This is a genomic window from Streptomyces sp. NPDC088762, from assembly GCF_044750905.1.
Taxonomy (GTDB): Bacteria; Actinomycetota; Actinomycetes; order Streptomycetales; family Streptomycetaceae; genus Streptomyces.
In genome coordinates this window covers 13,661-40,103 of record NZ_JBIVKT010000008.1, presented here as the reverse complement: position 1 = coordinate 40,103, position 26,443 = coordinate 13,661, and the positions used below count along the sequence as shown (strand labels likewise).

25 protein-coding genes and 1 riboswitch are annotated in these 26,443 nt (G+C 71.1%); of the genes, 13 read left to right on the top strand and 12 right to left on the bottom strand.

Translation table 11 applies throughout. From position 1 onward, the window contains the following. Nucleotides 1-137 precede the first annotated feature (137 nt). The 4 genes from ACIP5M_RS19570 (at nucleotide 138) to def (ending at nucleotide 4,863) form a co-directional block, all read left to right on the top strand. On the top strand, nucleotides 138-1,772 hold the full coding sequence (locus ACIP5M_RS19570) for an HD-GYP domain-containing protein (protein ID WP_401198631.1): 1,635 nt from the start codon (nucleotides 138-140) through the stop codon (nucleotides 1,770-1,772). Beyond that, on the top strand, nucleotides 1,769-3,052 hold the full coding sequence (locus tag ACIP5M_RS19565) for an HD-GYP domain-containing protein (RefSeq protein WP_401198629.1): 1,284 nt from the start codon (nucleotides 1,769-1,771) through the stop codon (nucleotides 3,050-3,052). The genes ACIP5M_RS19570 and ACIP5M_RS19565 overlap by 4 nt, the downstream gene beginning before the upstream one ends. A 104-nt stretch (nucleotides 3,053-3,156) precedes the next feature. Then, nucleotides 3,157-4,146 carry a tetratricopeptide repeat protein gene (locus tag ACIP5M_RS19560; RefSeq protein WP_401198627.1) on the top strand — a complete coding sequence of 330 codons (990 nt, stop codon included), beginning with the start codon at nucleotides 3,157-3,159 and terminating at the stop codon, nucleotides 4,144-4,146. Between the two features lie 81 nt (nucleotides 4,147-4,227). Continuing rightward, nucleotides 4,228-4,863, top strand: a complete 636-nt coding sequence (gene def / locus ACIP5M_RS19555; protein ID WP_401198625.1) for a peptide deformylase — start codon at nucleotides 4,228-4,230, stop codon at nucleotides 4,861-4,863. Nucleotides 4,864-4,939: 76 nt separating this feature from the next. Here the strand turns inward: def and ACIP5M_RS19550 are convergent, their stop codons facing one another. Further along, the gene (locus ACIP5M_RS19550) at nucleotides 4,940-5,125 is read right to left on the bottom strand and encodes a hypothetical protein (RefSeq protein WP_401198623.1); all 186 of its coding nucleotides are present in this window, start codon (nucleotides 5,123-5,125) and stop codon (nucleotides 4,940-4,942) included. 150 nt (nucleotides 5,126-5,275) lie between these two features. Continuing rightward, nucleotides 5,276-6,247, bottom strand: a complete 972-nt coding sequence (locus tag ACIP5M_RS19545; RefSeq protein ID WP_401198621.1) for a helix-turn-helix domain-containing protein — start codon at nucleotides 6,245-6,247, stop codon at nucleotides 5,276-5,278. A gap of 81 nt (nucleotides 6,248-6,328) precedes the next feature. On the opposite strand from ACIP5M_RS19545, the gene ACIP5M_RS19540 reads away from it, so the two are divergent. Next, nucleotides 6,329-6,520 carry a hypothetical protein gene (locus ACIP5M_RS19540; RefSeq protein WP_401198620.1) on the top strand — a complete coding sequence of 64 codons (192 nt, stop codon included), beginning with the start codon at nucleotides 6,329-6,331 and terminating at the stop codon, nucleotides 6,518-6,520. Here ACIP5M_RS19540 and ACIP5M_RS19535 read toward each other — a convergent pair. The 3 genes from ACIP5M_RS19535 to ACIP5M_RS19525 all read right to left on the bottom strand — a co-directional run bounded on the left by ACIP5M_RS19535 (nucleotide 6,472) and on the right by ACIP5M_RS19525 (nucleotide 10,695). Beyond that, on the bottom strand, nucleotides 6,472-7,491 hold the full coding sequence (locus ACIP5M_RS19535) for a ribonucleotide-diphosphate reductase subunit beta (RefSeq protein ID WP_401198618.1): 1,020 nt from the start codon (nucleotides 7,489-7,491) through the stop codon (nucleotides 6,472-6,474). The genes ACIP5M_RS19540 and ACIP5M_RS19535 overlap by 49 nt on opposite strands. Continuing rightward, complete coding sequence (locus ACIP5M_RS19530; protein WP_401198616.1) at nucleotides 7,491-9,866, bottom strand: ribonucleoside-diphosphate reductase subunit alpha; 2,376 nt, start codon at nucleotides 9,864-9,866, stop codon at nucleotides 7,491-7,493. Before ACIP5M_RS19530 ends, ACIP5M_RS19535 begins: the two co-directional genes overlap by 1 nt. 141 nt (nucleotides 9,867-10,007) lie before the next feature. Beyond that, nucleotides 10,008-10,142: riboswitch (cobalamin riboswitch) on the bottom strand. A gap of 40 nt (nucleotides 10,143-10,182) precedes the next feature. After that, entirely contained in the window at nucleotides 10,183-10,695 is a 513-nt protein-coding gene (locus ACIP5M_RS19525) for a GNAT family N-acetyltransferase (protein ID WP_401198614.1), read from the bottom strand. Nucleotides 10,696-10,773: 78 nt separating this feature from the next. Between ACIP5M_RS19525 and ACIP5M_RS19520 the strand changes: the two genes are divergently transcribed. Beyond that, nucleotides 10,774-11,358, top strand: a complete 585-nt coding sequence (locus ACIP5M_RS19520) for a Uma2 family endonuclease (protein ID WP_401198612.1) — start codon at nucleotides 10,774-10,776, stop codon at nucleotides 11,356-11,358. Nucleotides 11,359-11,409: 51 nt separating this feature from the next. Here the strand turns inward: ACIP5M_RS19520 and ACIP5M_RS19515 are convergent, their stop codons facing one another. The 3 genes from ACIP5M_RS19515 to ACIP5M_RS19505 all read right to left on the bottom strand — a co-directional run bounded on the left by ACIP5M_RS19515 (nucleotide 11,410) and on the right by ACIP5M_RS19505 (nucleotide 14,712). Then, nucleotides 11,410-11,604 carry a YbdD/YjiX family protein gene (locus ACIP5M_RS19515; RefSeq protein ID WP_401198610.1) on the bottom strand — a complete coding sequence of 65 codons (195 nt, stop codon included), beginning with the start codon at nucleotides 11,602-11,604 and terminating at the stop codon, nucleotides 11,410-11,412. After that, nucleotides 11,601-13,865: a carbon starvation CstA family protein gene (locus ACIP5M_RS19510; RefSeq protein ID WP_401198608.1), complete on the bottom strand. Its 2,265-nt coding sequence runs from the start codon at nucleotides 13,863-13,865 to the stop codon at nucleotides 11,601-11,603. The genes ACIP5M_RS19515 and ACIP5M_RS19510 overlap by 4 nt, the downstream gene beginning before the upstream one ends. An 82-nt stretch (nucleotides 13,866-13,947) precedes the next feature. Then, entirely contained in the window at nucleotides 13,948-14,712 is a 765-nt protein-coding gene (locus ACIP5M_RS19505) for a GntR family transcriptional regulator (RefSeq protein WP_069921883.1), read from the bottom strand. A 292-nt stretch (nucleotides 14,713-15,004) separates the two neighbouring features. Here ACIP5M_RS19505 and ACIP5M_RS19500 point away from each other — a divergent pair, with 292 nt between their 5' ends. From ACIP5M_RS19500 to ACIP5M_RS19485, 4 genes are all read left to right on the top strand, one after another. Further along, entirely contained in the window at nucleotides 15,005-16,291 is a 1,287-nt protein-coding gene (locus ACIP5M_RS19500) for an extracellular solute-binding protein (RefSeq protein WP_401198606.1), read from the top strand. A gap of 158 nt (nucleotides 16,292-16,449) precedes the next feature. Next, on the top strand, nucleotides 16,450-17,472 hold the full coding sequence (locus ACIP5M_RS19495) for a carbohydrate ABC transporter permease (RefSeq protein ID WP_401198604.1): 1,023 nt from the start codon (nucleotides 16,450-16,452) through the stop codon (nucleotides 17,470-17,472). Beyond that, nucleotides 17,469-18,341 (top strand): carbohydrate ABC transporter permease, encoded by an 873-nt coding sequence (locus ACIP5M_RS19490; RefSeq protein WP_401198600.1) that lies wholly within the window; start codon nucleotides 17,469-17,471, stop codon nucleotides 18,339-18,341. The genes ACIP5M_RS19495 and ACIP5M_RS19490 overlap by 4 nt, the downstream gene beginning before the upstream one ends. A 7-nt stretch (nucleotides 18,342-18,348) precedes the next feature. Further along, a complete protein-coding gene (locus ACIP5M_RS19485) occupies nucleotides 18,349-19,830 on the top strand; it encodes a glycoside hydrolase family 3 protein (protein ID WP_401198598.1) in 1,482 nt (493 codons plus the stop codon). Between the two features lie 98 nt (nucleotides 19,831-19,928). Here ACIP5M_RS19485 and nagB read toward each other — a convergent pair whose 3' ends face one another. Further along, nucleotides 19,929-20,714: a glucosamine-6-phosphate deaminase gene (nagB, locus tag ACIP5M_RS19480; RefSeq protein WP_401198596.1), complete on the bottom strand. Its 786-nt coding sequence runs from the start codon at nucleotides 20,712-20,714 to the stop codon at nucleotides 19,929-19,931. A 136-nt stretch (nucleotides 20,715-20,850) separates the two neighbouring features. After that, nucleotides 20,851-21,612, bottom strand: a complete 762-nt coding sequence (locus tag ACIP5M_RS19475) for an SDR family oxidoreductase (protein WP_401198594.1) — start codon at nucleotides 21,610-21,612, stop codon at nucleotides 20,851-20,853. Nucleotides 21,613-21,696: 84 nt separating this feature from the next. Between ACIP5M_RS19475 and ACIP5M_RS19470 the strand changes: the two genes are divergently transcribed. Next, the gene (locus ACIP5M_RS19470) at nucleotides 21,697-22,290 is read left to right on the top strand and encodes a TetR/AcrR family transcriptional regulator (RefSeq protein ID WP_401198592.1); all 594 of its coding nucleotides are present in this window, start codon (nucleotides 21,697-21,699) and stop codon (nucleotides 22,288-22,290) included. Between the two features lie 433 nt (nucleotides 22,291-22,723). After that, nucleotides 22,724-24,193, top strand: coding sequence for a sensor histidine kinase (locus ACIP5M_RS19465; RefSeq protein ID WP_401199064.1), 1,470 nt, complete (start codon nucleotides 22,724-22,726; stop codon nucleotides 24,191-24,193). A gap of 157 nt (nucleotides 24,194-24,350) precedes the next feature. Here ACIP5M_RS19465 and ACIP5M_RS19460 read toward each other — a convergent pair whose 3' ends face one another. Together ACIP5M_RS19460 and ACIP5M_RS19455 are read right to left on the bottom strand one after the other, a co-directional pair. Beyond that, nucleotides 24,351-24,608 carry a WhiB family transcriptional regulator gene (locus ACIP5M_RS19460; protein ID WP_003953983.1) on the bottom strand — a complete coding sequence of 86 codons (258 nt, stop codon included), beginning with the start codon at nucleotides 24,606-24,608 and terminating at the stop codon, nucleotides 24,351-24,353. 317 nt (nucleotides 24,609-24,925) lie between these two features. Further along, complete coding sequence (locus ACIP5M_RS19455) at nucleotides 24,926-25,891, bottom strand: diacylglycerol/lipid kinase family protein (protein ID WP_401198591.1); 966 nt, start codon at nucleotides 25,889-25,891, stop codon at nucleotides 24,926-24,928. A gap of 83 nt (nucleotides 25,892-25,974) precedes the next feature. On the opposite strand from ACIP5M_RS19455, the gene ACIP5M_RS19450 reads away from it, so the two are divergent. Next, nucleotides 25,975-26,424, top strand: a complete 450-nt coding sequence (locus ACIP5M_RS19450; protein ID WP_401198590.1) for a hypothetical protein — start codon at nucleotides 25,975-25,977, stop codon at nucleotides 26,422-26,424. The last annotated feature ends 19 nt before the right edge of the window (nucleotides 26,425-26,443 follow it).

Sequence of the window (26,443 nt, the reverse complement as noted above, 5' to 3'; positions counted from 1 at the left end):
GAAGGTGCTAATCCGGGGGCGTCCGCATGCCGCAATGTGAAAATGTGGCCCACCTCGCTCGGGCCGCCACTTATTCTCCCCCTTCGGTGCTGGTTTGATTCGGTACCTGGCTGAAACGGCACAGGGGAGGAGGCGCCATGCGGGTACTTCCTGCGGGGGCGCGCGCCTGCGTCCTCTGCGCCGTCCTCGCGGCGATCGCCTGTGTCACGCCGGCCCTCACGGATCCCGCCACGCCCTGGGGGACCGTGGCCCTGTCGGCCCTCCTCTACCTCGGCTGCGAGCTCGTCAGGATCTTCCCCCTGCCGGCCGGGCGGGTGCCCGAGGGCATCGGCTCCTTCTTCCCGGTGGTGCTGGCCGCCGTCTTCCTGCTGCCGCCCGAGGCCGCCGCGCTCGTGGCGGTGCCCGGCGGGCTGGCGGGGAGCGTGGTCCAGCGGCCCGCCTGGGTGCGCCGGGTGTGGCACGCGGCGCAGCAGGCGATAGCCGCGTGGGTCGCGGGGCAGACCTACCGGCTGCTGCGGGGCCCGGCCGCGCTGGGCAGCCCCGGGGGCTCCGGACCCCCAGGCCCCGGGGAGCCCGCCGTCTGGGTGGCCGACTTCCCGTACGTGATGCTCCCCGCGGCGGCCGCGGCCGTCGCCTTCTGCCTCGTGCTGACCGCCCTCGACGGGGGCATCCTGGCCGCCGCCGAACGCCGGCCCGCCGTCACCGCCTGGCGCGGACTGCTCACCCGCTCCCTCGCCCCGCACTGCGTGCACGGCCTCGCCGGCCTGATGATGGCCGTCATGTGGCGCAGCCCGTACGGACTTCCGGCGGCACTGCTCGTCCTGCTGCCGATGTACATCTCCTGCTGGGTCTTCGCCCAGTACCACCGCGAACGCGCCGCCCACCGGGCCACCATCCGCGCCCTCGTCCAGGCCGTCGACATCAAGGACCGCTACACGAGGGGCCACAGCGAACGCGTCGGCCAGGCCTCCGCGATGATCGCCCGCGAGCTGGGCATGGCGGAGGACCGCCTCGAAGTCGTCCGCATCGCCGGGATCCTGCACGACGTCGGCAAACTCGGCGTCCCGACCCGGCTCCTGCGCAAGGACGGGCCGCTCACGCCCGAGGAGCGGCGGATCATCGAGCTGCACCCCGAGTACGGGCACGAGATGGTGCGCGGCATCGGCTTCCTGGGGGAGGCACGGTCCGCGATCCTGCACCACCACGAGCGGGTCGACGGCTCCGGCTACCCGTACGGGCTGAGCGGGGACCAGATCCCGGTGCTGGCCCGGGTGGTGGCGGTGGCCGACGCCTTCGACGCGATGACCTCCACCCGCTCCTACAGCCGGGCCCGGCCGGTGGCGGTGGCCCTGGCGGAGCTGGAGCGGTGCGCGGGGGCGCAGTTCGACCCCGCGATGGTGGGGGCGCTGGCGGGGGCCATCGGACGGCACGGCTGGCACCCGGTGGTCACCTCGGACGAGGACCTCCAGGTGATCAGCGGCTCCGATCGGGCCGGCGCCGGTGCCGGTGCCGCTTCCGCTGGGGGCGGGCCGGGGGCTCCGCCGCTGCCCGGCATGCCCGGCCAGGGCTCCCGCCCGCCCGCCGACGGGGCCCGGGCCGCCGCGCAGGGCGGCGTACGCGTGGCGGCGGGCCCGGCCGGGAGCACGGACGCGGCCGCCCCGGGCGAAAGGGTTCGCCCCGGCCCAGACGGCGGCGGCGCCCCGCCCCGGGACTCCGGCGCGGCCGGCGCCCCGGACGCGCGGGCCGGCCGCCGGGCGGGGGGCGGGGCGTGAGGGGGGCCGCCGTCTGGGGCGTGCGCGGGGCGGCCGGGCTGCTCACCGTCGCCGGCCTGGGCCACACCCTGTGGAACGGCATCGTCGAGCCCGGCACCGCCCTGGTGTTCGGCACCCTGATCACCCTCGGTGAACTCGCCCGCCGGGACCAGGGCACGGGCCACCCCGCCGAGGGCGCCGACCGCCGGCCCGCACCGCTCGGCTCCGCCGGAGCCCTCGCCTACGCCCTGCTCGGCCAGAACGCCGGGCAGCCCACCCACCACGGCGTCCTCCAGATCGTGGCGGTCGTCGTCGCGGCCGCCCTCGCCGGGATTGTCCCGCACATCGCCCGCGGCCGGGGCCCCGCCGTCGACCACGTGGCCCGCCGCGTCCTGACCGTCACCTTCGCCGCCGTGTGTTTCCAGCCGCTGTACAACTCCGGCCGGCTGGAGGACCGGATCGGCCAGGGACCGTACGTCGTCCTCTTCCTGCTCTGCCTCCTCGGCCTCACGGCCCTGTGCGACGCCGTGCTGGCCGCGGCCCTGGCCGGCGCCCGGACCGGCTGGCCGTACGGTCCGCTGCTGCGCGACGAGCTGCGCGCCCAGCTGGGCATCGGCTCGGCGATCTGCGCCACCGGGGTCGTGATGGCCCTCGGCGCGGCCGTCGCCGGGCTGTGGGCCCTGCCCGTCTTCTGCGTGCCCCTCCTGCTGACCCAGATGTCCTTCCACCGGATCACCGCCATCCGCACCACCTACCGCCAGACCATCACCTCGCTGGCCCGCGCCACCGAGATCGCCGGGTACACCCCGGCCGGGCACTCCCGCCGGGTGGCCGCCCTCAGCTGCGCCGTCGGGCGGGAGCTGGGCCTGTCGGAGCGGGAGCTCACGGTGCTGGAGTACGCCGCCCTGATGCACGACATCGGCCAGCTCTCCCTCGTCGACCCGGTCCCGGCCGGGGCCACCGCCGAGCTGCCCGCCGCCGAGGCGCGCCGGATCGCCGAGCTGGGCGGGGAGGTGGCCCGCCAGACCGGGGTGCCCGCCGAGGTCGCCGTGGTCGTGGAGCGGCAGGCGGACCCGTACCGGGAGCAGCCCGTCGCCGCCCGCATCGTGCGCGCGGTCAACGCGTACGAGGACCTCACCGGCCAGGCCGGCGGGAGCCGTCACCCGGGCGGCTCACTGGCCGCCCTGGAACGGCTGCGCCTGGGCACCGGGCACGACTACCAGCCGGAGGTCGTCGAGTGCTTGGCGAGGGTTCTGGCCAGGGGCGGCCGTGACAGAGTGGTGCCCGTCCCACCTGGGTAACCCATGGGTAATGAGCGGCCGTCCGAGTGGGCATGGTTGGATGCCAGTAAGAGGGACGTGGGAGTGTCCGGAAGGCTGCACCTTAGGACCGGCAGGCGGGAATCGTGAGGATCTTCGGGAAGGTACGGCATCGGCCCTCCGCCTCGTGGCGGCAGGCCACCGACCGCGCGTTCACGCTGATCGGCGACGGGCGGTACGAGGACGCGGGCGCGCTCCTGACCAGAGCCGCGGACCTGGAACCCTGGCTGTCCGAGTCCTGGTTCAACCTGGCGCTGCTGCACAAGTTCCGGCACGACTGGGAGCAGGCGCGGGCCGCCGGGCTGCGCGCGGTGGCGCTGCTGGACCGGGAGACCGGCGCACCGGACTGGTGGAACGTCGGCATCGCCGCGACCGCGCTGCAGGACTGGCCGCTGGCCCGCAGGGCCTGGCAGGCGTACGGGCTGAAGGTGCCGGGAGACCCGCACGGCGCGGGCGGCAACGGCGAGCCCGTGGGCATGGAGCTCGGCAGCGCGGCCGTACGGCTGTCGCCCGAGGGCGAGGCCGAGGTGGTCTGGGGCCGCCGGCTCGACCCGGCGCGGCTGGAGGTCCTGTCGATCCCGCTGCCCTCCTCGGGGCGGCGCTGGGGCGAGGTCGTCCTGCACGACGGGGTCCCGCACGGCGAGCGGATCACCGCGGCCGGACCCTCGTACCCGGTCTTCGACGAGATCGAGCTGTGGGCTCCCTCACCGGTGCCGACCTGGGTGGTGCTGCTGGAGGCGGCCACCGAGGCGGACCGCGACGCGCTGGAGCAGCTGGCCTCGGACGCGGGCTTCGCCGCCGAGGACTGGTCCTCGTCGGTGCGGCTGCTGTGCCGGACCTGCTCGGAGAGCGAGATGCCGAGCGACGAGGGCGACGGGGAGCACCTGGACCCGCACGATCACAGCGAGCCGGGCCACCCCGGACCGCTGGGGCACCGCACGGCCGGCTCGCTGTGGGTGCCGGAGCGGGAGTGCGGCCTCGCGGCGCCGGCCGGTCTGGTGCGCGGGCTGCTCGACGGATGGGTCGCGGACAGCCCGGACAGCCGGGAGTGGCGGGATCTCGAAGAAGTCTGCTGAACCGGGCCGTAGGCTGTACGGGCACATCGGTGGCCATTGGCGACCACCGGTGACCGGACTTACGGAAGGCGTACGGCGGACATGTCGCAGCAGGAGAACGAGGTTGTCGAGATCGTGAACGACGGGTACGTCGTGGACACGGAGGACTGCGCCGCGCGCGAGCTCGCCCACCGTGAGCGCGGTACCGCCCGCCCGATCACCGTCGTCGGCAACCCGGTCCTGCACCGCGAGTGCAAGGACGTCACCGAGTTCGGGGACGAGCTGGCGCAGCTGATCGACGACATGTTCGCCAGCCAGAAGGCCGCCGAGGGCGTGGGTCTGGCCGCGAACCAGATCGGCGTGGACGCCAAGGTCTTCGTCTACGACTGCCCGGACGACGACGGCGTGCGGCACACCGGTGTCGTGGTCAACCCGAAGCTCGTGGAGCTGCCGGCGGCCGCGCGGGTGCTGGACGACTCCAACGAGGGCTGCCTGTCGGTCCCGACGGCCTACGCCTCCCTGGCCCGCCCCGACTACGCGGAGGTCGAGGGCCAGGACGCCGAGGGCAACCCGATCAAGGTGCGCGGCACCGGCTACTTCGCGCGCTGCCTCCAGCACGAGACCGACCACCTGTACGGCTACCTGTACATCGACCGGCTCTCGAAGCGGGACCGCAAGGACGCCCTGCGCCAGATGGAAGAGGGCACCCCGCGCTACGAGACGGTCCCGAACGACTGATCTCGCCGGCCGCGGTACGCAGCGGAAGGGCCCGCTCCGGGATCGGAGCGGGCCCTTCCGCGTGGCGTCGCCCGGACTACTTGGGCGCGGTGCCCCAGCCGCTGTCGGCAGGCGTGGCGTCCCAGCCGATGGTGGCGGGCTTGGCGCCGAGGCCGGCGGGCGCCGAGCCCCAGCCGGAGTCCGCCGAGGCGGTGGCGGCCGTACCGCCGAGGAGCAGAACGGCGAACGCGGCGGCGGTGACGGTGCGGGAGATACGGGACATGCAGGGCCCCCCTGGGCTGTCGTGAAGGGTGTCCGGCCGGGCGCTGTGCGGGGCGGTCAGGCCAGGCGTCATCACGGTACGACATCGATCGACTACGGAGGGGCTTGGTTTGGGTCAACTGTTCTATGGTTCTCGGCCAGGTGGTGCAACTCAGGCCACGGCCCGTGGCCCGCGGAAGGTGCGCCTGAAGGCGTTCGGGGTGGTGCCGAGGGTGCGCAGGAAGTGGTGGCGCAGCGCCGCCGCGTTCCCGAAGCCGCTGCGGCCCGCGATCGCGTCGACCGTGTCGTCGGTGGACTCCAGCAGTTCCTGGGCCAGCATCACCCGCTGCCGCAGGACCCACTGGTAGGGGGTCGTCCCGGTCTCCTGGAGGAACCGGCGGGCGAAGGTCCGGGGCGACATGTGGGCCCGCTCGGCGAGCTGCTCGACGGTGATCTCCTCGTCCAGGTGCCGGGCCATCCACCCGATCACCTCGCCCACCGTGTCGCAGGCCGTGCGGGGGAGCGGGCGCTGGATGTACTGGGCCTGCCCGCCGTCCCGGTGCGGCGGTACGACCATCCGCCGCGCGATGGTGTTGGCCACCTCCGCGCCCTGCTCCTGCCGCACGACGTGCAGGCACGCGTCGATCCCCGAGGCGGTGCCGGCCGCGGTGATCACCTGGCCCTCGTCGACGTAGAGCACGTCCGGGTCGACCAGAGCCCCCGCGTAACGGCGCATCAGGGCGGGCGCGTGCATCCAGTGCGTGGTGCAGCGCCGGCCGTCGAGGAGCCCGGCCGCGCCCAGCATGAAGGCGCCGCTGCACACGCTCAGCACCCGCGCACCGCGCTCCACGGCCCGGTTCAGGGCGGCCAGCAGCGCCTCGGGGTAGTCGCGGGTGGGCGCCTCCCGGTCGGCGGGCAGGCAGATCAGATCCGCCGTCTCCAGCCGCTCGGGCCCGTGGGGGAGCGTGAGGCCGAAGAGGCCGTCGCCGACGGACAGCGGATTGTCCTCGACCGCGCAGACGGCGAAGTCGTACGTCGGAAGGCCCATCGCGCTGCGGTCGATCCCGAAGACCTCGCAGAAGATGCCCAGCTCGAAGGGGGCGACCCCATTGACCACGGCCACGGCGACGTTGTTGAGAGGCATGGCTCCAGTGTGGCAGTAATTCGCTCTTCCATGACAGTCCTGCCACTGTCTGATCTTCGTCGGTCCGGCGAGGGTGGAGTCATGCACACGTTCTTGAACTACCTCGTCGTCCTCGCCGTCGCCGCCCTCCTCCTCGGCCCCTCCCTGTACGGAGTGGCCCGTGAACGCAGGATCGACCGGCAACTGCGCGGAGCAGCTGCCGGCCGATCGAAGGCCCGAAGGGCTCAGAAGTCCTCGTCCAGGTCGACCGTGCCCTCGACCGCGACCTGGTAGGCCGACGGCCGGCGCTCGAAGAAGTTCGTCAGCTCCTGGACGCCCTGGAGCTCCATGAAGGAGAACGGGTTCTGCGAGCCGTAGACCGGCGGGAAGCCGAGGCGGACCAGGCGCTGGTCGGCGACGCACTCCAGGTACTCGCGCATCGACTCGGTGTTCATGCCCGGCAGGCCGTCACCGCACAGGTCGCGGCCGAACTGCAGCTCCGCCTCCACGGCCTCCTTCAGCATGTCGGTCACCTGCTGCCGCAGGGCGTCGTCGAAGAGCTCGGGCTCCTCCTTGCGGACCGTGTCCACGACCTCGAAGGCGAAGTTCATGTGCATGGTCTCGTCCCGGAACACCCAGTTGGTGCCGGTGGCCAGGCCGTGCAGCAGGCCGCGCGAGCGGAACCAGTACACGTAGGCGAAGGCACCGTAGAAGAACAGGCCCTCGATGCACGCCGCGAAGCAGATCAGGTTCAGCAGGAATCGGCGGCGGTCGGCCTGCGTCTCCAGCCGGTCGATCTTCTCGACCGAGTCCATCCACTTGAAGCAGAACTGCGCCTTCTCGCGGATGGACGGGATCTCCTCGACCGCGTCGAAGGCCGCCGCGCGGTCGTCCGGGTCGGGCAGGTAGGTGTCGAGCAGCGTCAGGTAGAACTGGACGTGCACGGCCTCCTCGAACAGCTGGCGCGACAGGTACAGGCGCGCCTCCGGGGAGTTGATGTGCTTGTAGAGCGTCAGCACCAGGTTGTTGGAGACGATCGAGTCGCCCGTCGCGAAGAACGCGACCAGGCGGCCGATCATGTGCTGCTCGGCCGGCGTCAGCTTGGCGAGGTCGGCGACGTCCGAGTGGAGGTCGACCTCCTCCACGGTCCAGGTGTTCTTGATCGCGTCCCGGTAGCGCTCGTAGAAGTCCGGGTAGCGCATGGGGCGGAGCGTGAGCTCGAAGCCCGGGTCCAGGAGGTTCTTGTCGGACTGGGTGGTGCTCATTACTGGCAGGCCTCGCAGGACTCGGGGTTCTCAAGGGAGCAGGCCAGCGCGTCGGCGTCGACGGCCTGCGGGAGCGCCACCGGGGTGGCGGCCTGTGCGGCGCGGGCGATCTTCGTCGCCGGGCGCGAGCGCAGGTAGTACGTGGTCTTCAGGCCCTGCTTCCAGGCGTACGCGTACATCGACGACAGCTTGCCGATGGTGGGCGTCTCCAGGAACAGGTTCAGCGACTGCGACTGGTCGAGGAACGGGGTGCGGGCCGCCGCCATGTCGATCAGACCGCGCTGCGGGATCTCCCACGCCGTGCGGTACAGCGCGCGGACCTCGGCCGGGATCCAGCCGAAGCCCTGGACCGAGCCGCTGGACTCGCGCAGCGCCTCGCGGGTCTGCGCGTCCCACACGCCGAGCTGCTTCAGCTCCTCCACCAGGTAGCCGTTGACCTGGAGGAACTCACCGCTCAGCGTCTCGCGCTTGAAGAGGTTGGAGACCTGCGGCTCGATGCACTCGTACACGCCCGCGATCGAGGCGATCGTCGCCGTCGGGGCGATGGCGAGGAGCAGCGAGTTGCGCATGCCGCTCTTCGCGACGCGGGCGCGCAGCGCCTCCCAGCGCTCGGGCCAGTTCAGCTCGACCTCGTAGTGGTCCGGGTGCAGGACACCGCGGGCGGTGCGGGTCTGCTCCCAGGCCGGCAGCGGGCCGCTGCGCTCGGCGAGGTCGCAGGAGGCCTCGTACGCGGCCAGCATGATGCGCTCGGAGAGCTTGGTGGACAGGGCCTTCGCCTCGGGGGAGTCGAAGGGCAGCTTCAGCTTGAAGAAGACGTCCTGGAGGCCCATGGCGCCCAGGCCCACCGGGCGCCAGCGGGCGTTGGAACGGCCCGCCTGCTCGGTCGGGTAGAAGTTGATGTCCACCACGCGGTCGAGGAAGGTGACGGCGGTGCGGACGGTCTCGTCGAGGCGCTCCCAGTCGATCTCGCCGTCCACGACGAAAGCGCCCAGGTTGACCGAACCGAGGTTGCAGACGGCCGTCTCGCCGTCGTTGGTGACCTCGATGATCTCGGTGCACAGGTTCGAGGAGTGCACGACCGTGCCCGGCTCGGCGGTCTGGTTCGCCGTGCGGTTGGAGGCGTCCTTGAAGGTCATCCAGCCCTGGCCGGTCTGCGCGAGGGTGCGCATCATCCGGCCGTACAGGTCGCGGGCGGGCATGGTCTTGCGGGCCAGGCCGTCCGCCTCGGCCTTGCGGTAGGCGGCGTCGAACGCGTCGCCCCACAGGTCCACCAGCTCGGGCACGTCGGCCGGGGAGAAGAGGGACCACTCGGCGTCGGCGTTCACGCGGCGCATGAACTCGTCCGGCACCCAGTGGGCGAGGTTCAGGTTGTGCGTACGGCGCTGGTCCTCACCGGTGTTGTCGCGGAGCTCCAGGAACTCCTCGATGTCCGCGTGCCAGGTCTCCAGGTAGACGGCGGCGGCGCCCTTGCGGCGGCCGCCCTGGTTCACGGCGGCGACGGAGGCGTCGAGGGTCTTCAGGAACGGGACGATGCCGTTGGAGTGGCCGTTGGTGCCGCGGATCAGCGAACCACGGGCGCGGATGCGGGAGTACGAGAGGCCGATGCCGCCCGCGTGCTTGGAGAGCCGGGCCACCTGGTGGTAGCGGTCGTAGATCGAGTCGAGCTCGTCCAGCGGGGAGTCCAGCAGGTAGCAGGAGGACATCTGCGGGTGCCGGGTGCCGGAGTTGAAGAGCGTGGGGGAGGACGGCAGGTAGTCGAGGCGGCTCATCAGCCGGTACAGCGAGGCCACTTCCTCGACGGCCCCGACGGACTCGTCCGCGGCGAGACCGCAGGCCACGCGCAGCATGAAGTACTGCGGGGTCTCGATGACCTGGCGGGTGATCGGGTGGCGCAGCAGGTAGCGGCTGTGCAGGGTGCGCAGGCCGAAGAAGCCGAAGCGGTCGTCGGCGCCCTCCGCGAGGGAGTGCTCCACCAGCGAGTCCAGGCGGCTCGCGTGGGCCCGTACGAACGCGGCCGTGCGGTCGGCGATGAGCCCCTCGCGGTGGCCGACCTCGACGGAGGCCGAGAAGGAGGTGGAGCCCTGGCCGGCGGCCTCGTCCCGCACGGCCAGCGTCAGCAGCCGGGCGGCGAGCCTGGAGTAGGCCGGGTCCTCGGAGATCAGACCGGCGGCGGCCTCCGTGGCCAGCCCGCGCAGCTCGGCCTCGTCGGCGGCGGAGCTGCGGCCGCGCAGCGCGGCGGCGGCGACCCGGCCGGGGTCGGTGTCGGGGAGGTCGGCCGTCAGCTCGGTGAGGGTACGCAGCAGCGTGGCCCCCGGGCCTTCGGTGGTGTCGCCAGAAGCGGACTCGGCGCGCGGTGCGGAAGGCGCGATGGTCACGGCGGGAGCTCTCCCTCGCTCGGCCCGGCCGTCGGCGGGCAGGGCGCGGGGAGGCGCATGCGGGCGTGCCGAAGGCGCGTACACCGCATGGCGTCCACCGGCCCAACCGCGAGGCCCGGACGTGTCGGCACCCGGTTCGGTCGAGCCGGGCGCGCTGTCGGCAGGTCTTCGGACTTGCGTGTGCACCCATGGGTGTACTTCATACCGTTGCGGGACAGTTCCGGATTCGCACCGGATTCCCCTGCGGCGACAGCAGCCATGAGCATACATGTGGGGGGCGGTTGACGCGCGACCCCCCACATGTTGTGTCGGCCCGCTACTGGTTCGGTACTCCCAGCTGCATCGCGTAGGTCAGCAACGGCACCGTGGGGACGGGCGACCAGTCCCGCTCGGGGGTCCGTGCGAAGCCCAGCCGTTCGTAGATCCGGTGCGCGGCGGGGCTCTGGGCCTGGGTGGAGAGCACCAGGCGGGTCACGCCCTCGATGGCCTGCGCCCGCTGGACGCAGGCCCGCACCAGGGCCTCGCCGACGCCCCGGCCGCGACCGGCACGTGCCACCGCAAGCATCCGGAATTCGGCCTCGCCGGGCCCGGCGATGTCGGCCATGCGGCTGCCGGGCGGGGCGAAGGTCACACCGCCCAGCAGTACGCCGTCCAGCGTGGCGACGAGCACCTCGGCGTCGGCGGCCCGGCCGGCGACGTCGCGCAGCGCCCGCTCGTAGGAGTCGTCCTCGTTGTGGTCCAGGAGCCCGTCGTCGAGGTAGGCCTGCGCGGTGATGTCGCCCAGCTCGGCGTAGTCGTCGGGTACGGCTGTTCTGATCACGATGTCCATGCGGCCGAGTGTGCCGGACGGGTGTCAGGGTCCGGCGCTACCGTCGGAGACAGCACCGTCGAAGAAGGTGAGCGAGGCATGACCGTGATGCCCTACCGGCCCCACATGTTGACCGAGGACTTCGAGGCCGTGGCGCGGATAGCGGCCCGCGAGCGGGAGGGGACGCGGCTTGAATTCATCGACGGGGTAATCAGGAGCAAGGCCATGCCGGACGGCGACCACCAGATGATCATCCAGTGGCTCACGCGGATCTGCATGCAGTACCGGCCGGAGCTCTGGTTGCACGGGGGGCAGGGGATCAAGGCCCAGGAGTACCGGGAAGGACGGGCCATTCCGGACGCGGTGCTGGCGCCTTCCAAGGCGTTCGCCGGCCAGGGAGACTGGGTGGACCCCGCCCCCATCCTCATGGCGGTCGAGGTGCCATCCTGGGACTCCGATACCCACCGGCGCGACCGCGTCGAGAAGCCCCGAGCCTACGCCGAGACCGGGATCCCGGTGTACCTGCTGATCGACCGGCACAAGTGCGAGGTCTCCGTCTACAGCGAACCGAACGGGCAGCGGTACCAACTGGTTCACACCGTGCCGTACGGCAAGGACGTCGAACTGCCCGACCTCGTCGGCATCACCCTCCAGACCGAAGTCCTCAAGGACTGGGTGCGCTGAACCCGAAGGCCCCGCCGCGTGCAGCGGCGGGGCCTTCGGTATGGATGGTGCTCAGCAGCAGCGGAAGCCCTCGCGGGGGTCCGCCTCGCGGGCGTCGGTGCGGGCCCGTTCGAACTCCCGGCGGCTCGGGACCTCCGCGTCCGGGTCGTGGGAACGGGCGTGGGCGACGTACCGGTCGTAGGCCGCCTCGCCCGAGAACTCCCGTACGTAGTACCGGGCCCGCGCCAGTGCGCCGCGCAGGCTCATGACGCCGCCGGTTCCTTGACCCGTCCACCGCCCGAGTCCAGGCCCGCCGCGGCGAGTTCCGCCTTCTCCTGCGCGGTCGGGATCAGCCCGGCCGGAGCGATGATCTTGGACTCGGTCCACGGGACCTCGGAGAGCTTCACGGACTCCGGGCTGCTGATGGCCTTGAGGCAGGTCCGGGCCGCGTCGGCCAGCACGATGACGATCAGGATGGCGAACAGCGCCGACAGCGCGCCGTCCACCGTGGCGTTGGTGACCACGGTGTGCATGTCGTCCATGTTCTTCGCGGGCGGCAGCACCTTGCCCGCGTCGATCCCGCCCTGGTACTTGTCGCGCTGCGCGAAGAAGCCGACCTTCACGTCCTCCGAGAAGATCTTCTGGTAGCTCGCCGTGAGCGTGACGGCCACGTCCCATGCCAGGGGAACACCCGTCACCCAGGCCCACTTCAGCCGGCCGGACTTGACGAGCAGGGTGGTGCAGACGGCCAGGGCCACCGCCGCGAGCAGCTGGTTCGCGATGCCGAACAGCGGGAAGAGCTGGTTGATGCCGCCCAGCGGGTCCTTGATGCCGACCCACAGGAAGTAGCCCCAGCCGCCGACGACGAGGGCGCTGGCCAGCCACACGCCAGGCTTCCAGCTGACGTTCTTGAACGACTTGTGCACGTTGCCGAGGGTGTCCTGGAGCATGAACCGTCCGACGCGGGTGCCGGCGTCGACGGTCGTCAAGATGAACAGCGCCTCGAACATGATGGCGAAGTGGTACCAGAAGGCCTTCATTCCCGCGCCGCCGATCACGGACGAGAAGATCTCCGACATTCCGAGTGCGAACGTGGGCGCGCCACCGGTACGGGAGAGCAGGCTCGCTTCCTCGACGTCCTTCGCGGCCTGCGCGAGGGCCTCCGGGCTGATGGCGAAGCCGAAGTGGGTGACCGCCTCCGAGGCCGTCTGGACCGTGGTGCCGATGACGCCGCCGGGGGAGTTCACCGCGAAGAACAGGCCGGGTTCGATGATGGTGGCCGCGATCATCGCCATGATGGCGACGAACGACTCGGTGAGCATCGCGCCGTAGCCGATGACCCGGACCTGGGTCTCCTTCTGGATCATCTTCGGGGTGGTGCCCGACGAGACCAGCGAGTGGAAGCCGGACAGGGCCCCGCACGCGATCGTGATAAAGACAAACGGGAACATCGACCCGGCGAAGACCGGGCCGTCGCCGCGGGCCGCGAAGTCGGTGACCGCGGGCATCTTCAGGGTCGGCATGGCGATGACCACGCCCACCGCCATCAGCCCGATGGTGCCGACCTTCATGAAGGTGGAGAGGTAGTCGCGGGGAGCGAGCAGCATCCACACCGGCAGCACCGAGGCGATGAAGCCGTAGCCGATCATCCAGAGGACCAGCGTCTCCTTCTCCAGGGTGAAGGTGGAAGCCAGCGAGGACTCGGCGACCCAGCCGCCCGCGACGATGGCGAGCAGCAGCAGCGCAACGCCGATGGCGGAGACCTCGGTGACCCGGCCCGGCCGCAGGACGCGCAGGTAGAAGCCCATGAAGAGGGCGATCGGGATGGTCATGCCGATGGAGAAGACGCCCCACGGGGAGTGCGCCAGGGCGTTGACGATGACCAGCCCGAGCACCGCCAGCAGGATGATCATGATGGTGAACACGGCGAGCAGGGCGGCGACTCCGCCGACCGGGCCGATCTCGTCCCGCGCCATCTGGCCGAGCGAACGCCCGTCGCGGCGGGTGGAGAAGAACAGCGTGACCATGTCCTGGACGGCGCCCGCGAAGATCACGCCGGCGACGATCCAGATGGTGCCCGGCAGGTAGCCCATCTGCGCGGCGAGCACGGGTCCGACGAGCGGGCCGGCGCCGGCGACGGCGGCGAAGTGGTGGCCGAAGAGCACCCGCCGGTCGGTGGGGTGGAAGTCGACACCGTTGTCAAGGCGTTCCGCGGGGGTGGCCCGGGTCTTGTCCACCTTCAGGACGCGGTGGGCGATGAAGCGCGCGTAGAAGCGGTAGCCGATGGCGTACGAGCCCAGCGCGGCGGCGAGCAGCCAGGCGGCCGAGATCTCCTCGCCGCGCGAGAGGGCCAGGACGCCCCAGCCGAGGGCCCCGACGAGTCCGACGAGCACCCACACGGCGATGGACTTCGGCGAGGCGGGGGACGTCGGAGAAGGCGAGCCCGGCGTGGTGGCCGGACTCGCCGCGTCCCGTTGTGTTCCGGTTGATTCCGGTTTCGGCATGGCACTCGTCCCCTCGTCGATCATCTGCGTAAGCGCAGGGAATCTACGGGGAATTGCCCGGCCGACGTAAGACCCCGTCCGCATTCCGGTATGCGGACGGTCCTGTTCAGACTGCGGGGCGCTTGAGCCTGGCGACGAACTTGTACCGGTCGCCGCGGTACACCGACCGCACCCACTCCACCGGCTCCCCGTCCGCGTCCAGCGAGTGCCGGGAGAGCATCAGCATCGGCAGGCCGACGTCGGTGCCGAGCAGGCCGGCCTCGCGCGGGGTGGCCAGCGAGGTCTCGATCGTCTCCTCGGCCTCGGCGAGGTGGACGTCGTACACCTCGGCCAGGGCCGTGTAGAGGGAGGTGTACTTGACCAGCGAACGGCGCAGGGCCGGGAAGCGCTTGGCGGAAAGGTGGGTGGTCTCGATGGCCATCGGCTCGCCGCTGGCCAGGCGCAGCCGCTCGATGCGCAGGACCCGCCCGCCGGTGGTGATCTTGAGCAGCCCGGCGAGCGTGTCGTCGGCCGTCACGTAGCCGATGTCGAGCAGCTGGGAGGTCGGCTCCAGGCCCTGGGCGCGCATGTCCTCGGTGTACGAGGTCAGTTGGAGCGCCTGGGAGACCTTGGGCTTGGCGACGAAGGTGCCCTTGCCCTGGATCCGCTCCAGCCGGCCCTCGACGACGAGTTCCTGGAGGGCCTGGCGGACGGTGGTCCGCGAGGTGTCGAATTCGGCCGCGAGCGTGCGCTCCGGAGGCACCGGGGTGCCGGGCGGCAGTGTCTCGGTCATGTCGAGCAAGTGCCGCTTGAGTCGGTAGTACTTGGGGACACGCGCCGTGCGAGTGGCCGCCCCGCCTTCCGGCTCCGTGATCGCCCCTTCGGTGGCCATCGCCGCCCGCCTTCCCGACTCCAGTTTCGCTGCCGTCACCGGCTCCTCCGATATGTGCGGTCACATCGTGACACGTGCGGGGAGACAGGCCTTCCCCCTGCCCAGGTGTCGGTCCGATAACGGACCGAGCACCCGCTCATTAGACCCTTGACACCCCTAAAGGTCTAGGCCAAGCTCCAGCTACTGGTCTACACCAATATGGATCAGATCCCGGCCCCACGGGCAGTACTCGGTACGTACGTCACCGCGGCGGGCGAGGGAAGTTGCAGGCAGCATCCCCGAGGAGGGTGGCGTGAAGCGCAAGCTCATTGCGGCGGTCGGTGTCGTGGGAATGATGGTCGGAGTCGCGGCATGCGGCAATGGCGGCGACGACAAGCCGAAGGCCGACGCGTCGGGTGGCGCCAAGGAGATCACCGTCTGGGTGATGGACGGCTCCGCACCGAAGGCCTGGATCGACGAGGTCAACAAGGAGTTCTCGGCCAAGCACCCCGGTGTCACGGTCAAGGTCGAAGAGCAGAAGTGGACGGGCATCCAGGAGAAGGTCACCACGGCCCTCTCCGAGAACACCCCCCCGGACGTTCTCGAGCTCGGCAACACCCAGACCGCCGGCTACGCGGTCACCGGCGGCCTCGCCGACCTGACCAAGGACAAGGCCAAGCTCGGTGCCGACGCCTGGCAGAAGAGCATGCTCGCCTCGGCCGAGGTCGACGGCAAGCTCTACTCCGCGCCCTGGTACGCCGCCAACCGCGTCGTCATCTACGACAAGAAGGCCTTCGAGAAGGCCGGCGTCACCCCGCCGAAGACCCGTGACGAGTGGGTGGCCGGTCTGGAGAAGCTGAAGGCGGCCGACCCGGCCTCGCAGCCGATCTACCTCCCCGGCCAGAGCTGGTACGTCCTCGCCGGCTTCATCTGGGACGAGGGCGGCGACCTCGCCGTCAAGGACGGCGCCAAGTGGAAGGGCGGGCTGGGCACTCCGCAGGCCGCCTCCGCGATGGAGTTCTACAAGAAGCTGCAGTCCTTCTCCACCGCCCCCAAGGACAAGGACGAGGCCACCCCGCAGCAGTCCACCGACATCGTCCCCAAGGGCGGCGTCTCCTCCTGGATCGGTCTCGGCTGGGAGGCCGGCGGCGCCGAAAAGGCCCTGAAGGACGCGGGCAAGGAGGCCGACTTCGGCTACTTCCCGATCCCCGGCAAGACCGCCGACAAGCCCGGCACCGTCTTCCTCGGCGGCTCCAACCTCGCCGTGGCCGAGCGCTCCAAGAACAAGGAGCTCGCCAAGGAGTGGCTGGCCCTCGCCGCCGGCAAGGACCAGATGACCAAGTACGCCGCCGAGACCAAGGGCGCGCTGCTCCCGAACCAGGCCGGCGCCAACTTCGCCCCGGCCGCGGGCTCCTTCGCCGAGGCGATGGCCAAGGCCGGCGCCAACGGCAAGATCACCCCGGTCACCGCGGGATGGGCGAACGTCGAGACCGAGCCCAACCCGATCAAGGAGTTCATGACCAAGGTCCTGAAGGGTGACGACGCCGCCAAGGCGGGCGCGGACGCGGACAAGGAAATCGCGAACCGCATCAACAAGTAACGCCCCCGCCCGGCAGTACCCGCAGCACCCGCTGCGACCGCAGCACCCGCACGACCCAGCAGTGTGAACGCACCGGGGGGTGCGGCAGGCGCCCAGCCGCCCTGCCGCGCCCCCGGTCGCGCATTTGACTCCACAGTCAACCGCGAGGAAGCCAAGCCATGACCGTGCACTCCCAGGGAGCGGCGACCAGCGCTCCACAGGACGCACCACAGAAGTCCGCCGGACGGCCGCCGCAGGCGCCCACCGCCCCCGCCGGCCCCAGCCATACGGCTCCTCGCGGGAGCAGAAAACCGCTGCCCTCGGGCTGGCTGCCCTACCTGCTGGTCCTGCCCGCGGTGCTCAGCCTCGCGACCCTCCTGCTCTACCCGCTGATCAAGAACGTGATCCTGTCCTTCCAGGACATCAACAAGATCGAGTTCATCCAGCGGAAGTACCCGTTCGCCGGATTCGCCAACTACACCGAGCTGCTGGCCGACTCGAAGTTCTGGACCGTCGTCCTGCGCAGCTTCGCCTTCACCGCCGCCAACGTCGTACTGATCATGGTGCTCGGCAGCCTCATCGGCATCCTGCTGAACCGGCTCGGCAAGAAGATGCGGCTGGTCCTCTCCATGGCGCTCGTGATGGCCTGGGCCATGCCGATCGTCGCCTCGGTGCAGGTCTTCCGGTGGCTGTTCGACGAGCAGTTCGGCGTCATGAACTGGGTGATGCGCACGGCCGGCTTCGCCGGCTACGAACAGCACAACTGGATGGAGACCGGCCTCTCCACCCTCGTGATCGTCACGGTCCTGGTGGTCTGGGGCTCCATCCCCTTCGTCGCCCTCAACATGTACGCGGGCCTCACCACGGTCGGCGCCGAGCTGTACGAGGCCGCCCGGATGGACGGCGCCAACGGCTGGCAGACCTTCTGGAAGATCGTCTTCCCGAACCTCAAGCCCTTCTTCCTCATCACCACGTTCCTCGAGGTGATCTGGGTCTTCAAGGCCTTCACCCAGGTCTACGCGATGAACAAGGGCGGCCCCGACCGCTCCTCCGAGATCCTCCCGGTCTTCGCCTACGTCGAGGGCCAGAGCCAGGCCCACTACGGCCTCGCCGCCGCGATCTCCGTCCTGACGATCGTGATCCTCGTGGTCGTCATGTCCTTCTACTTCCGCCTGATCCTGAAGCAGGAGGAGGAGCAGTGAGCACGACCTCCGCCCCCAAGCCCCCGCAGCAGCTGCGCACCCGCCGGCCGCTGCGCCCCGGGACCGTCGCCAAGAACCTCGGCGCGCTCCTGGTGGCCGCCGTCTTCGTCTTCCCGGTCTACTGGATGTTCTCCTCGGCCCTGAAGCCGTCCAGTCAGATCCTGACCAAGGACCCGGTCTTTGTCTTCACCCCGACGCTGGACAACTTCACCAAGGCCACCGGCGTCGAGAACTTCTGGACGTACGTCACCAACAGCGTCCTGGTCACCGTCGGCGCCGTCGTACTGGCCCTGCTCGTCGCCCTCGCCGCGAGCTTCGCCATCGCCCGCATGAGGTTCAAGGGCCGCAAGGGCCTCGTCCTCACCGTGATGATGGCCCAGATGGCCCCCTGGGAGGTCATGGTCATCGCGATGTACATGATCGCCCGCGACAGCGAGATGCTGAACAGCCTCCCGCTGCTCACCGCGATCTACTTCGTGATGATCCTCCCCTTCACCATCTGGACCCTGCGCGGCTTCATCGCCGCCGTCCCGGTGACGCTGGAGGAGGCCGCCCAGATCGACGGCTGCACCCGCGGCCAGGCCTTCCGCAAGGTGATCTTCCCCCTGCTGGCCCCCGGTCTGATGTCCACCTCGCTCTTCGGCTTCATCACCGCCTGGAACGAGTTCGCCATGGTCCTGATCCTCAACAAGGACAAGACCGCGCAGACCCTCCCGCTGTGGCTGACCGAGTTCATGACCGCCTTCGGCAACGACTGGGGCGCCACCATGGCCGCGTCCTCGCTGTTCGCGGTCCCGGTCCTGCTGATCTTCATCTTCCTCCAGCGCAAGGCCGTCGGCGGCATGACCGCCGGCGCCGTGAAGGGATAACGGCACCATGACTGTCCTCGCGCACCGCGTCGACACGGTCACCCGTGACGCCCTCGCGGTCCTCCAGCCCGGCTTCGAAGGCACCACCGCTCCCGCCTGGCTGCTGCGCCAGGTCCGCGAAGGCCTCACCGCCGTCGGCCTGTTCGGCCGCAACATCGCCTCGGCCGACCAGCTCGCCGCGCTCACCGCGCAGCTGCGCGCCGAGCGCGACGACGTCCTCGTCGCCATCGACGAAGAGGGCGGCGACGTCACCCGCCTGGAGGTCCGCGGGGGCTCCTCCTTCCCCGGCAACCTGGCCCTCGGCCACGTCGACGACACCGCCCTGACCCGCGAGGTCGCCCGCGAACTGGGCCGGCGCCTCGCCGAATGCGGGGTCAACCTCAACTGGGCCCCCTCCGCGGACGTCAACTCCAACCCGGGCAACCCGGTCATCGGCGTGCGGTCCTTCGGCGCCGACACCCACCTCACCGCCCGGCACACCGCCGCCTACGTGGAAGGCCTCCAGGCCGCCGGCGTCGCCGCCTGCACCAAGCACTTCCCGGGCCACGGCGACACCAACGTCGACTCGCACCACGCGCTGCCGCGCATCGACGTGGACCTGGACACCCTCCAGGCCCGTGAACTCGTCCCCTTCAAGGCGGCCATCGCGGCCGGCACCAAGGCCGTGATGAGCGCGCACATCCTCGTGCCCTCCCTCGACCCGACCCGCCCGGCCACCCTCAGCCCCCGGATCCTGACCGGTCTGCTGCGCAAGGAGCTCGGCTACGAGGGCCTCATCGTCACCGACGGCATGGAGATGAACGCCATCGCCGGCACCTACGGCATCGAGCGCGGCTCGGTCCTGGCCATCGCGGCCGGCGCCGACGCCATCTGCGTCGGCGGCGGGCTGGCCGACGAGCAGACCGTGCTGCGGCTGCGCGACGCGCTCGTCGCGGCCGTACGGGAGGGCACGCTCCCGGAGGAGCGCCTCGCCGACGCGGCCGCCCGGGTCCGGGCGCTCGCCGAGTGGACCAGCCGGGCCCGTCCGGACGCGCGGCCGGAGGGGAGCCGCGCGTCCGGCATCGGCCTCACGGCCGCCCGCCGAGCCGTCGCCGTCACCGGCGGCGCGCGGCCGCCGTCCGCCCCGTACGTGGCCACCCTCGCGCCCGTCGCGAACATCGCGGTGGGGGACGAGACCCCGTGGGGCGTGGCCCCGGAACTGGCCTCGCTGCTCCCGGGCACCGAGTCGGGCGTCTACGCGGAGGGCGCCTCGGCCGCGGACGTCCTCGCGGCGGCGGGGGAGCGCACCGTGGTCGCCGTGGTCCGCGACGAGCACCGGCACCCGTGGATGACGGCGGCCGTGGACGCCCTGGTCGCCGCGCGGCCGGACACGGTGGTCGTGGAGATGGGCGTGCCGCAGGCCGCACCCCGGGGCGCCCTGTACGTCGCCACCCGCGGCGCCTCCCGCGTCTGCGGCCGGGCCGCGGCCGAGGTGATCGCGGGCGCGTAACCGCGCGCCGCCCGGGGCCGCTTGCGCGGCGGCGCCGCGGCGGTACGGCGAAGGGCCGGACCCCGAGGAGGGGGTCCGGCCCTTCGGCGTCGGCCGGGTTACAGGCCCTGCCAGGCCGGCTTGTTGGCGAAGGTGTGCCGGAAGTAGTCCGCGAGCTTCAGCTTCGACGCGGCCGCCTCGTCCACGACGACCGTGGCGTGCCGGTGCATCTGCAGCGCGGAGGCCGGGACCAGCGCGGACAGCGGGCCCTCGACCGTCTGCGCGACGGCCTCGGCCTTGCCCTCGCCGGTGGCCAGGAGCACCAGGTGGCGGGCGTCGAGGATGGTGCCGATGCCCTGGGTGATGACGTGGTGCGGCACCTGGTCTATGTCGTCCTCGAAGAAGCGCGCGTTGTCGACGCGGGTCTGCTCCGTCAGCGTCTTGATGCGGGTGCGGGAGGCAAGCGAGGAGCACGGCTCGTTGAAGCCGATGTGACCGTCCGTGCCGATGCCCAGCAGCTGGAGGTCCACGCCGCCGGCCTCGGCGAGCGCGCGGTCGTAGGCCTCGCAGGCGCCGACGATGTCCTCGGCCGAGCCGTCGGGCCCCATGAAGGAGGCCTCGGACAGGCCGAGCGGTTCGACGACCTCGCGGAGTACCACCGCCCGGTAGGACTCGGGGTGTCCGGCCGGCAGGCCGACGTACTCGTCGAGCTGGCAGATCCGGGCCTGGGAAGCGTCGACCTCGCCCGCCTTCACCTTGGCGGCCAGGGCCTCGTAGATGGGCAGCGGGGTAGAGCCGGTCGCCACGCCGAGAAGGGCGTCGGGCTTGCGGCGGACCAGGGCGGCCATGGCCTCCGCGATGAGCTCGCCGCCTGCCTTGGCGTCCGGGACGATGACAACTTCCACGCGGGGCCTGCCGATCTGGAGAGGTGGTGTGGTATAGACCAATCTAGCAGAATCGGGCCCCGGGCGTCCCGGTTCCGCCCCTGTTTCCATGGTGGTCCGCGTCCCCGCGTCCGGCCTCCCGGCGGTGCGGGAACGCCTACGTCAGGGACAGCTGGAGGCCGCCGGTGGCGTCGAGGTGCTGGCCCGTCACCCAGCGGGAGTCCGGCGAGGCCAGGAAGGCCACCACGTCGGCGACCTCCTCCGCCGTGCCGATCCGCCCGAAGACCGAGCGGGAGGCGGCGTGGGCGCGGGCCGCGGGGTCCGCCAGCCAGGCCGCGGTGAGGTCGGTCCCGGTGACGCCGGGGCCCACGGAGTTCACGGTGATCCCGCGCGGGGCGAGCGCGGCGGACAGCGAGCGGGTCAACGCGTTCACCGCGCCCTTGGCCATGATCGTGGCCAGGATCGCGGGCAGTGCGATCTCCGGGGTGCCGGTCACGTTGACGACCCTGCCCCCGTCGCGCAGCCGGGGCAGCCCCTGCTGGATCACGAAGAACGCGGCCTTGGCGTTCAGGGCGTGGACCCGGTCGTAGGTTTCCTCGTCGGTGTCCTCGATCCCGGCGAAGGCGGCCGCCCCCGCGTTGTTGACCAGGATGTCGACGTGCGCGGTGTGGGCGGGATGGGCCTCGTAGGCCGCCCAGAGGGCCTGTGCGTCGCCCGGAACCCCCAGCTCCGCCCCGAGTGCGAAGGCCTGCCCGCCGGCCGCCTCGATGGCGCCCACGGTCTCCTTCGCCGCTGCCTCGTTGCGCCCGTAGTGCACCGCCACCAGCGCCCCGTCCCGCGCCAGCCGCTCCGCGACGGCCCGTCCGATCCCCCGGCTGCCGCCCGTGACCAGTGCCGTCTTCCCCTCGAGCACGCCCATGACGCGCCCCCCTTCAGCAATCAGTAGTGGTCGCTACAGAAATGACCGTAACAGATTCCCTAGCGGCCGCTATAGAATGTCCGCATGGTGACCGGACAGCGCGGCAGGCCCCGCTCCTTCGACCGTGACGCGGCCCTGGACAAGGCCATGCTCGCCTTCTGGGAGCGCGGCTACGAGGCGACGTCCATCTCCGACCTGACCGCCTCCCTGGGCATCAGCGCCCCCAGCCTCTACGCGGCCTTCGGCGACAAGCGCAAGCTCTTCGACGAGGTGGTGGTCGTCTACGGCGGCCGCTACGGGGACTTCGCGAGCGTGGCGCTGGCCGAGGAGCCCACGGCCCGCGCCGCCATGGAGCGCATCCTGCGCGAGGCCGCCGAGGTCTACACCGACCCGGCGCACCCCCCGGGCTGCATGGTGATCAGCGCGGCGATCAACACCACCTCGCAGGAGGTGGCCGAGGCCCTGCGCGAGCGGCGCAACGCCAACCTGGCGATGTTCGAGAGCCGTATCCGGGCGGACATGGCCACCGGCACGCTGCCCGCGGACACGGATGCGCGGGCGCTCGCCCGGTACGCGGGCGCGGTGCTCCAGGGGATGTCCCAGCAGTCGCGCGACGGGGCGACGCGGGAGGAGCTGGAGGCGGTCGCGGCACGGGCGCTCATGGCCTGGCCTGCGTAGGTTCGGCGGCTGCGGCTGCGGGGGCTTTCGTGGCGCACTCCGGGGGCGCCTTGCGCGGCGTCTTCCCCAGCTGTTGTTCCGTAGCTCGTCTTCCTCTGGGCCACGGTGCCCGACGGGACCCTCAACCCGTCCGGCACCGTAGCCCGGAGTACTTACGGCCGACGGGTGTGCGGTTCCCGCGGCCGGTTGGGAGGTGCCGGCGCAGTCAGGGCAGAGTGCGCGGCTTACCTCGATCCGTCCTCCTGTGCGGGGAGGGCGGAAGCTTGGGCCAATTGTGGACTAGACCATTCTGTTCTGTCCATCCAACGACGGGCCGTGCAATCCCGTCGGTTCCTCCAACAGTACGCGGCCTCGGGGCCTCCTGGATACTCCTGGGTATTCCCGTGGGGAAAGTCATGGCGCGTACCCGGGGTACGCTCGCCACGTGCCCTCCATGAACGACCTCGTACGCCAGCACACCGCTCTCGGTGAAACCGACCTGGAGTGGCTCCACCTGCTGGTCTCGGAGTGGCAGCTGCTCTCCGACCTGTCCTTCGCCGACCTCGTGCTGTGGGTCCCCACCCTCGACGGCACCCGGTACGTCTCGGTCGCGCAGATGCGCCCCAACACCGGCCCCACCTCGTACCAGGACGACATGGTCGGCCACCTGGTGCCCCGCGGCCGGCGCCCGCTGCTCGACGCCGCGCTGGACGAGGGCCGGATCGTGCGCGAAGGGGACCCCGAGTGGCGCGAGGAGGTGCCGGTCCGCGTCGAGTCGATCCCCGTCCGCCGCGAGGGCCGGGTGCTGGGGGTGATCGCCCGCAACACCAATCTGCTCACTGTGCGTACACCGAGCCGGCTGGAGCTGACCTACCTCCAGTCCGCCTCCGACCTGGCGCAGATGATCGCCGCGGGCTCCTTCCCGTTCCCCGGCCAGCAGGTCGACATGGACGCCTCCCCGCGTGTCGGCGACGGCCTGATCCGCCTCGACGCCGAAGGCGTGGTCACGTACGCCTCCCCGAACGCGCTCTCCGCCTACCACCGGCTCGGTCTGGCCTCCGACCTCGTCGGCCAGCACCTCGGCACCACCACCACCGAACTCGCGCCCTCGCGCGGCGCGGTGGACGAGGCCCTGGTCAAGCTCGCCAGCGGCTGGGCCCCGAGGGAGACCGAGGTCGAGGGCAACAGCGGGGTCATCCAGCTGCGCGCCATTCCGCTGAAACCCAAGGGCACCCGGATCGGTTCCCTGGTGCTCTGCCGCGACGTCACCGAACTGCGCCGTCGCGAACGCGAACTGATCACCAAGGACGCGACCATCCGGGAGATCCACCACCGGGTCAAGAACAACCTCCAGACGGTGGCCGCTCTCTTGCGGCTCCAGGCCCGCCGGATGGATTCGCCGCAGGGCCGCGAAGCACTCAACGAGGCCGTGCGCCGGGTCGGTTCGATCGCGATCGTGCACGAGACGCTGTCTCAGAACCTGGATGAGCGCGTGGAGTTCGACGAGATCGCCGACCGCGTCATCGCGATGGTCTCCGAAATCTCCCCGGGCAAGGTCGACTGCCGGCGCACCGGCCGCTTCGGCATCCTGGACGCCGAGGTCGCCACCCCGCTGTCGATGGTGCTGACCGAGATCCTGCAGAACGCTCTGGAACACGCCTTCACCCAGGGGGAGCGCGGCACCGTGGAGGTCTCCGCGGTCCGCTCCGGCACCGGCCGCGCCGACGGGCGGCTGCTGATCACCGTGATCGACGACGGCAAGGGCCTGCCCGAGGGGTTCGACCCCCAGCGGGCCGGCAATCTCGGACTGCAGATCGTACGGACCCTCGTGGAGGGAGAGCTCGGCGGCACCTTCGACATGGTCCGGGCCGAGCCGCGCGGCACCAAGGTCGTCCTCGACATCCCGTCCAGCCCGCAGAAGTAGCGGACGAGCCATCACCGAGGGTGACGGCCCGCCGTGTCCACTGCCCCCGGACAGCACTGAGCCCCGGACCGAAAACTTCTCGGTCCGGGGCTCAAGAGCACGTTGCTGAGCGCTTCTCTGGTTCTACGCGCTGCGCGTCGAGGCTCGAAAGTCGTTGTCAGGCGCTGGCGTTGCGCGCCCGGTTGCGAGCGGCGCGGCGCTTCATCGCGCGGCGCTCGTCCTCGCTGAGACCGCCCCAGACGCCGGAGTCCTGACCGGACTCGAGCGCCCACTGCAGGCACTGCTCCATGACGGGGCAGCGGCGGCAGACGGCCTTGGCTTCCTCGATCTGCAGCAGCGCAGGACCGGTGTTGCCGATGGGGAAGAACAGCTCGGGGTCTTCCTCACGACAAACGGCGTTGTGACGCCAGTCCATGGCTGCTACCTCTCTTGTGTGACATGCACGTTGCTTGTGAATGTGAACGCTTTCACGAATCCCTCCGCGAGGGAAGGGCCGACGCCCAGTTGCCTGGTGCGGTCCAGAGATTCGTTGGGGGTTCTGGCGGTCTGTGTGGGTGCCGGTTCTGCGGGCTGTCCCGATCGCCATGTAGAGATTCGCAAACCTCGGACGGGGATACAACCCCTTCCAGAAAGTTTTTTTTGATTCGTCGGTGTCTAGTAGGTCACAGCCCTACATCGTGAGGGTGTACCGGCGTGTAAACGTTCGAGTGAAAGGACTTTGGCCGCTTCTACTCACACAATCACACGCAGTGCACGGCGAACGCCTGTGAACCGAACGCTGGTGCGCAATCCGAGGTGGTCGCCGTCCATCTGGAAGGGAAGCGGCACCTTCGAATGCAAGGTGAAGTCCGTCAGATCGTGCAGAGACACCGCATGCTTGCCGTGCGGACCCCGCTCAGGAGTCGAGGTCAGGAGCTGTGTCGCGTAGCGCGCGACCGCCGGAGTTGACAAACGGTCCAGCGCCAATACGTCAAGTGCAGTATCGAACGATGCCTCCGGGGAGGCGTACAGCGGGCGATTGCCCAGGTATGTCCAGGGAGAGGTGTTGCAGACTATCGAGAGCACCAGATCCGTCACCGGATCCGCGCCGGGGCGCTCCAGCGTCACCGTGCCGTGCCGGCGGTTCGGCTCCTCCCAGAACTGGCGCATCAGCTGCCGTACGTACAGGGCGTGCGTCGAACGCTTGCCGCGCTCGCGCTGCTGTTCGACCCGCCCCACCACGCCCGCGTCGAAACCGAAGCCCGCGCAGAAGGTGAACCAGCGCGCCGGAACCGACTCGTCCTCCGTCCCCGGGGTGCCGGCCGCCAGCCCCAGGCCCACCGTCCGCTCGCGCCGCTCCCGCAGCGCGTCGAGCAGGGCTCCGGTCGCCTCGACCGAGTCGTTGGGCAGCCCGAGCGCGCGGGCGAAGACATTGGTGGAGCCACCGGGCACCACGGCCAGCCGGGGCAGCCGCTCCGGATCGGGGCCGTCGTGCAGCAGTCCGTTGACCACCTCGTTGACCGTGCCGTCCCCGCCCAGGGCGACGACGAGATCCAGCCCCTCGTGCGCGGCCCTGCGGCCGAGGTCCCGGGCGTGCCCCCGGTACTCGGTGGTCACCGCCTCCAGCTTCATCTCGCTGGCCAGGGCGTGGGTCAGGACGTCGCGCGTGCGCGCACTGGTCGTCGTCGCTGCTGGGTTGGCCACGAGAAGTGCACGCATGAGCGCCAGACTACCCACCCCCTCGGCCGCCCACCCCACTGCCCGTTCCCTCCAGGTCCGGGGCACGCGGCTACCCTGCTGGGGTGAGTAAGAAGCAGCCCGCGCAGACCACCGCCCCCGCCGCCACCGAGACCGCCGCACTGCCCGGCCGGCTGACGGCCGCCGCGGCGCTCACCGCCCTGGAGGGCCTGGCGCTGGCCGGCCTCGGCGTCTACATGCTGTTCGTGGGCATCGCCGGCGACCCCGACTCCCCGCAGCAGGCCGAGACCGGCGGGGTCACCCTGCTGGCGCTCGCCGCGCTGCCACTGATCGCGGCCCGCGGACTGCGCCTGGGCCGCCGCTGGAGCCGGGGCCCGGCGCTGATCACGCAGCTGATGGCGCTGCCGGTGGCCTGGACGCTCTACACCACCGGCGGCGCGATGATCGCCGCCGCTGTGGGGCTTGCCGTGGCCGCGGTGGCCGTCGTCGTGCTGCTGGTGAACCCGACGGCCACCGAGGCGCTCGGAATCGGGCCCCGCGAAGAGGCCCGATAACCCGGAGCCCGGCCACGCC

Coding starts and splice junctions, on each gene's coding strand:
- ACIP5M_RS19570 (WP_401198631.1), top strand. CDS start 138: ATGCGGGTACTTCCTGCGGGGGCGCGCGCCTGCGTCCTCTGCGCCGTC.
- def (WP_401198625.1), top strand. CDS start 4,228: ATGTCGCAGCAGGAGAACGAGGTTGTCGAGATCGTGAACGACGGGTAC.
- ACIP5M_RS19550 (WP_401198623.1), bottom strand. CDS start 5,125: ATGTCCCGTATCTCCCGCACCGTCACCGCCGCCGCGTTCGCCGTTCTG.
- ACIP5M_RS19545 (WP_401198621.1), bottom strand. CDS start 6,247: ATGCCTCTCAACAACGTCGCCGTGGCCGTGGTCAATGGGGTCGCCCCC.
- ACIP5M_RS19540 (WP_401198620.1), top strand. CDS start 6,329: ATGCACACGTTCTTGAACTACCTCGTCGTCCTCGCCGTCGCCGCCCTC.
- ACIP5M_RS19535 (WP_401198618.1), bottom strand. CDS start 7,491: ATGAGCACCACCCAGTCCGACAAGAACCTCCTGGACCCGGGCTTCGAG.
- ACIP5M_RS19525 (WP_401198614.1), bottom strand. CDS start 10,695: ATGGACATCGTGATCAGAACAGCCGTACCCGACGACTACGCCGAGCTG.
- ACIP5M_RS19520 (WP_401198612.1), top strand. CDS start 10,774: ATGACCGTGATGCCCTACCGGCCCCACATGTTGACCGAGGACTTCGAG.
- ACIP5M_RS19515 (WP_401198610.1), bottom strand. CDS start 11,604: ATGAGCCTGCGCGGCGCACTGGCGCGGGCCCGGTACTACGTACGGGAG.
- ACIP5M_RS19510 (WP_401198608.1), bottom strand. CDS start 13,865: ATGATCGACGAGGGGACGAGTGCCATGCCGAAACCGGAATCAACCGGA.
- ACIP5M_RS19505 (WP_069921883.1), bottom strand. CDS start 14,712: ATGGCCACCGAAGGGGCGATCACGGAGCCGGAAGGCGGGGCGGCCACT.
- ACIP5M_RS19495 (WP_401198604.1), top strand. CDS start 16,450: ATGACCGTGCACTCCCAGGGAGCGGCGACCAGCGCTCCACAGGACGCA.
- ACIP5M_RS19485 (WP_401198598.1), top strand. CDS start 18,349: ATGACTGTCCTCGCGCACCGCGTCGACACGGTCACCCGTGACGCCCTC.
- ACIP5M_RS19475 (WP_401198594.1), bottom strand. CDS start 21,612: ATGGGCGTGCTCGAGGGGAAGACGGCACTGGTCACGGGCGGCAGCCGG.
- ACIP5M_RS19470 (WP_401198592.1), top strand. CDS start 21,697: ATGGTGACCGGACAGCGCGGCAGGCCCCGCTCCTTCGACCGTGACGCG.
- ACIP5M_RS19465 (WP_401199064.1), top strand. CDS start 22,724: ATGAACGACCTCGTACGCCAGCACACCGCTCTCGGTGAAACCGACCTG.
- ACIP5M_RS19460 (WP_003953983.1), bottom strand. CDS start 24,608: ATGGACTGGCGTCACAACGCCGTTTGTCGTGAGGAAGACCCCGAGCTG.
- ACIP5M_RS19455 (WP_401198591.1), bottom strand. CDS start 25,891: ATGCGTGCACTTCTCGTGGCCAACCCAGCAGCGACGACGACCAGTGCG.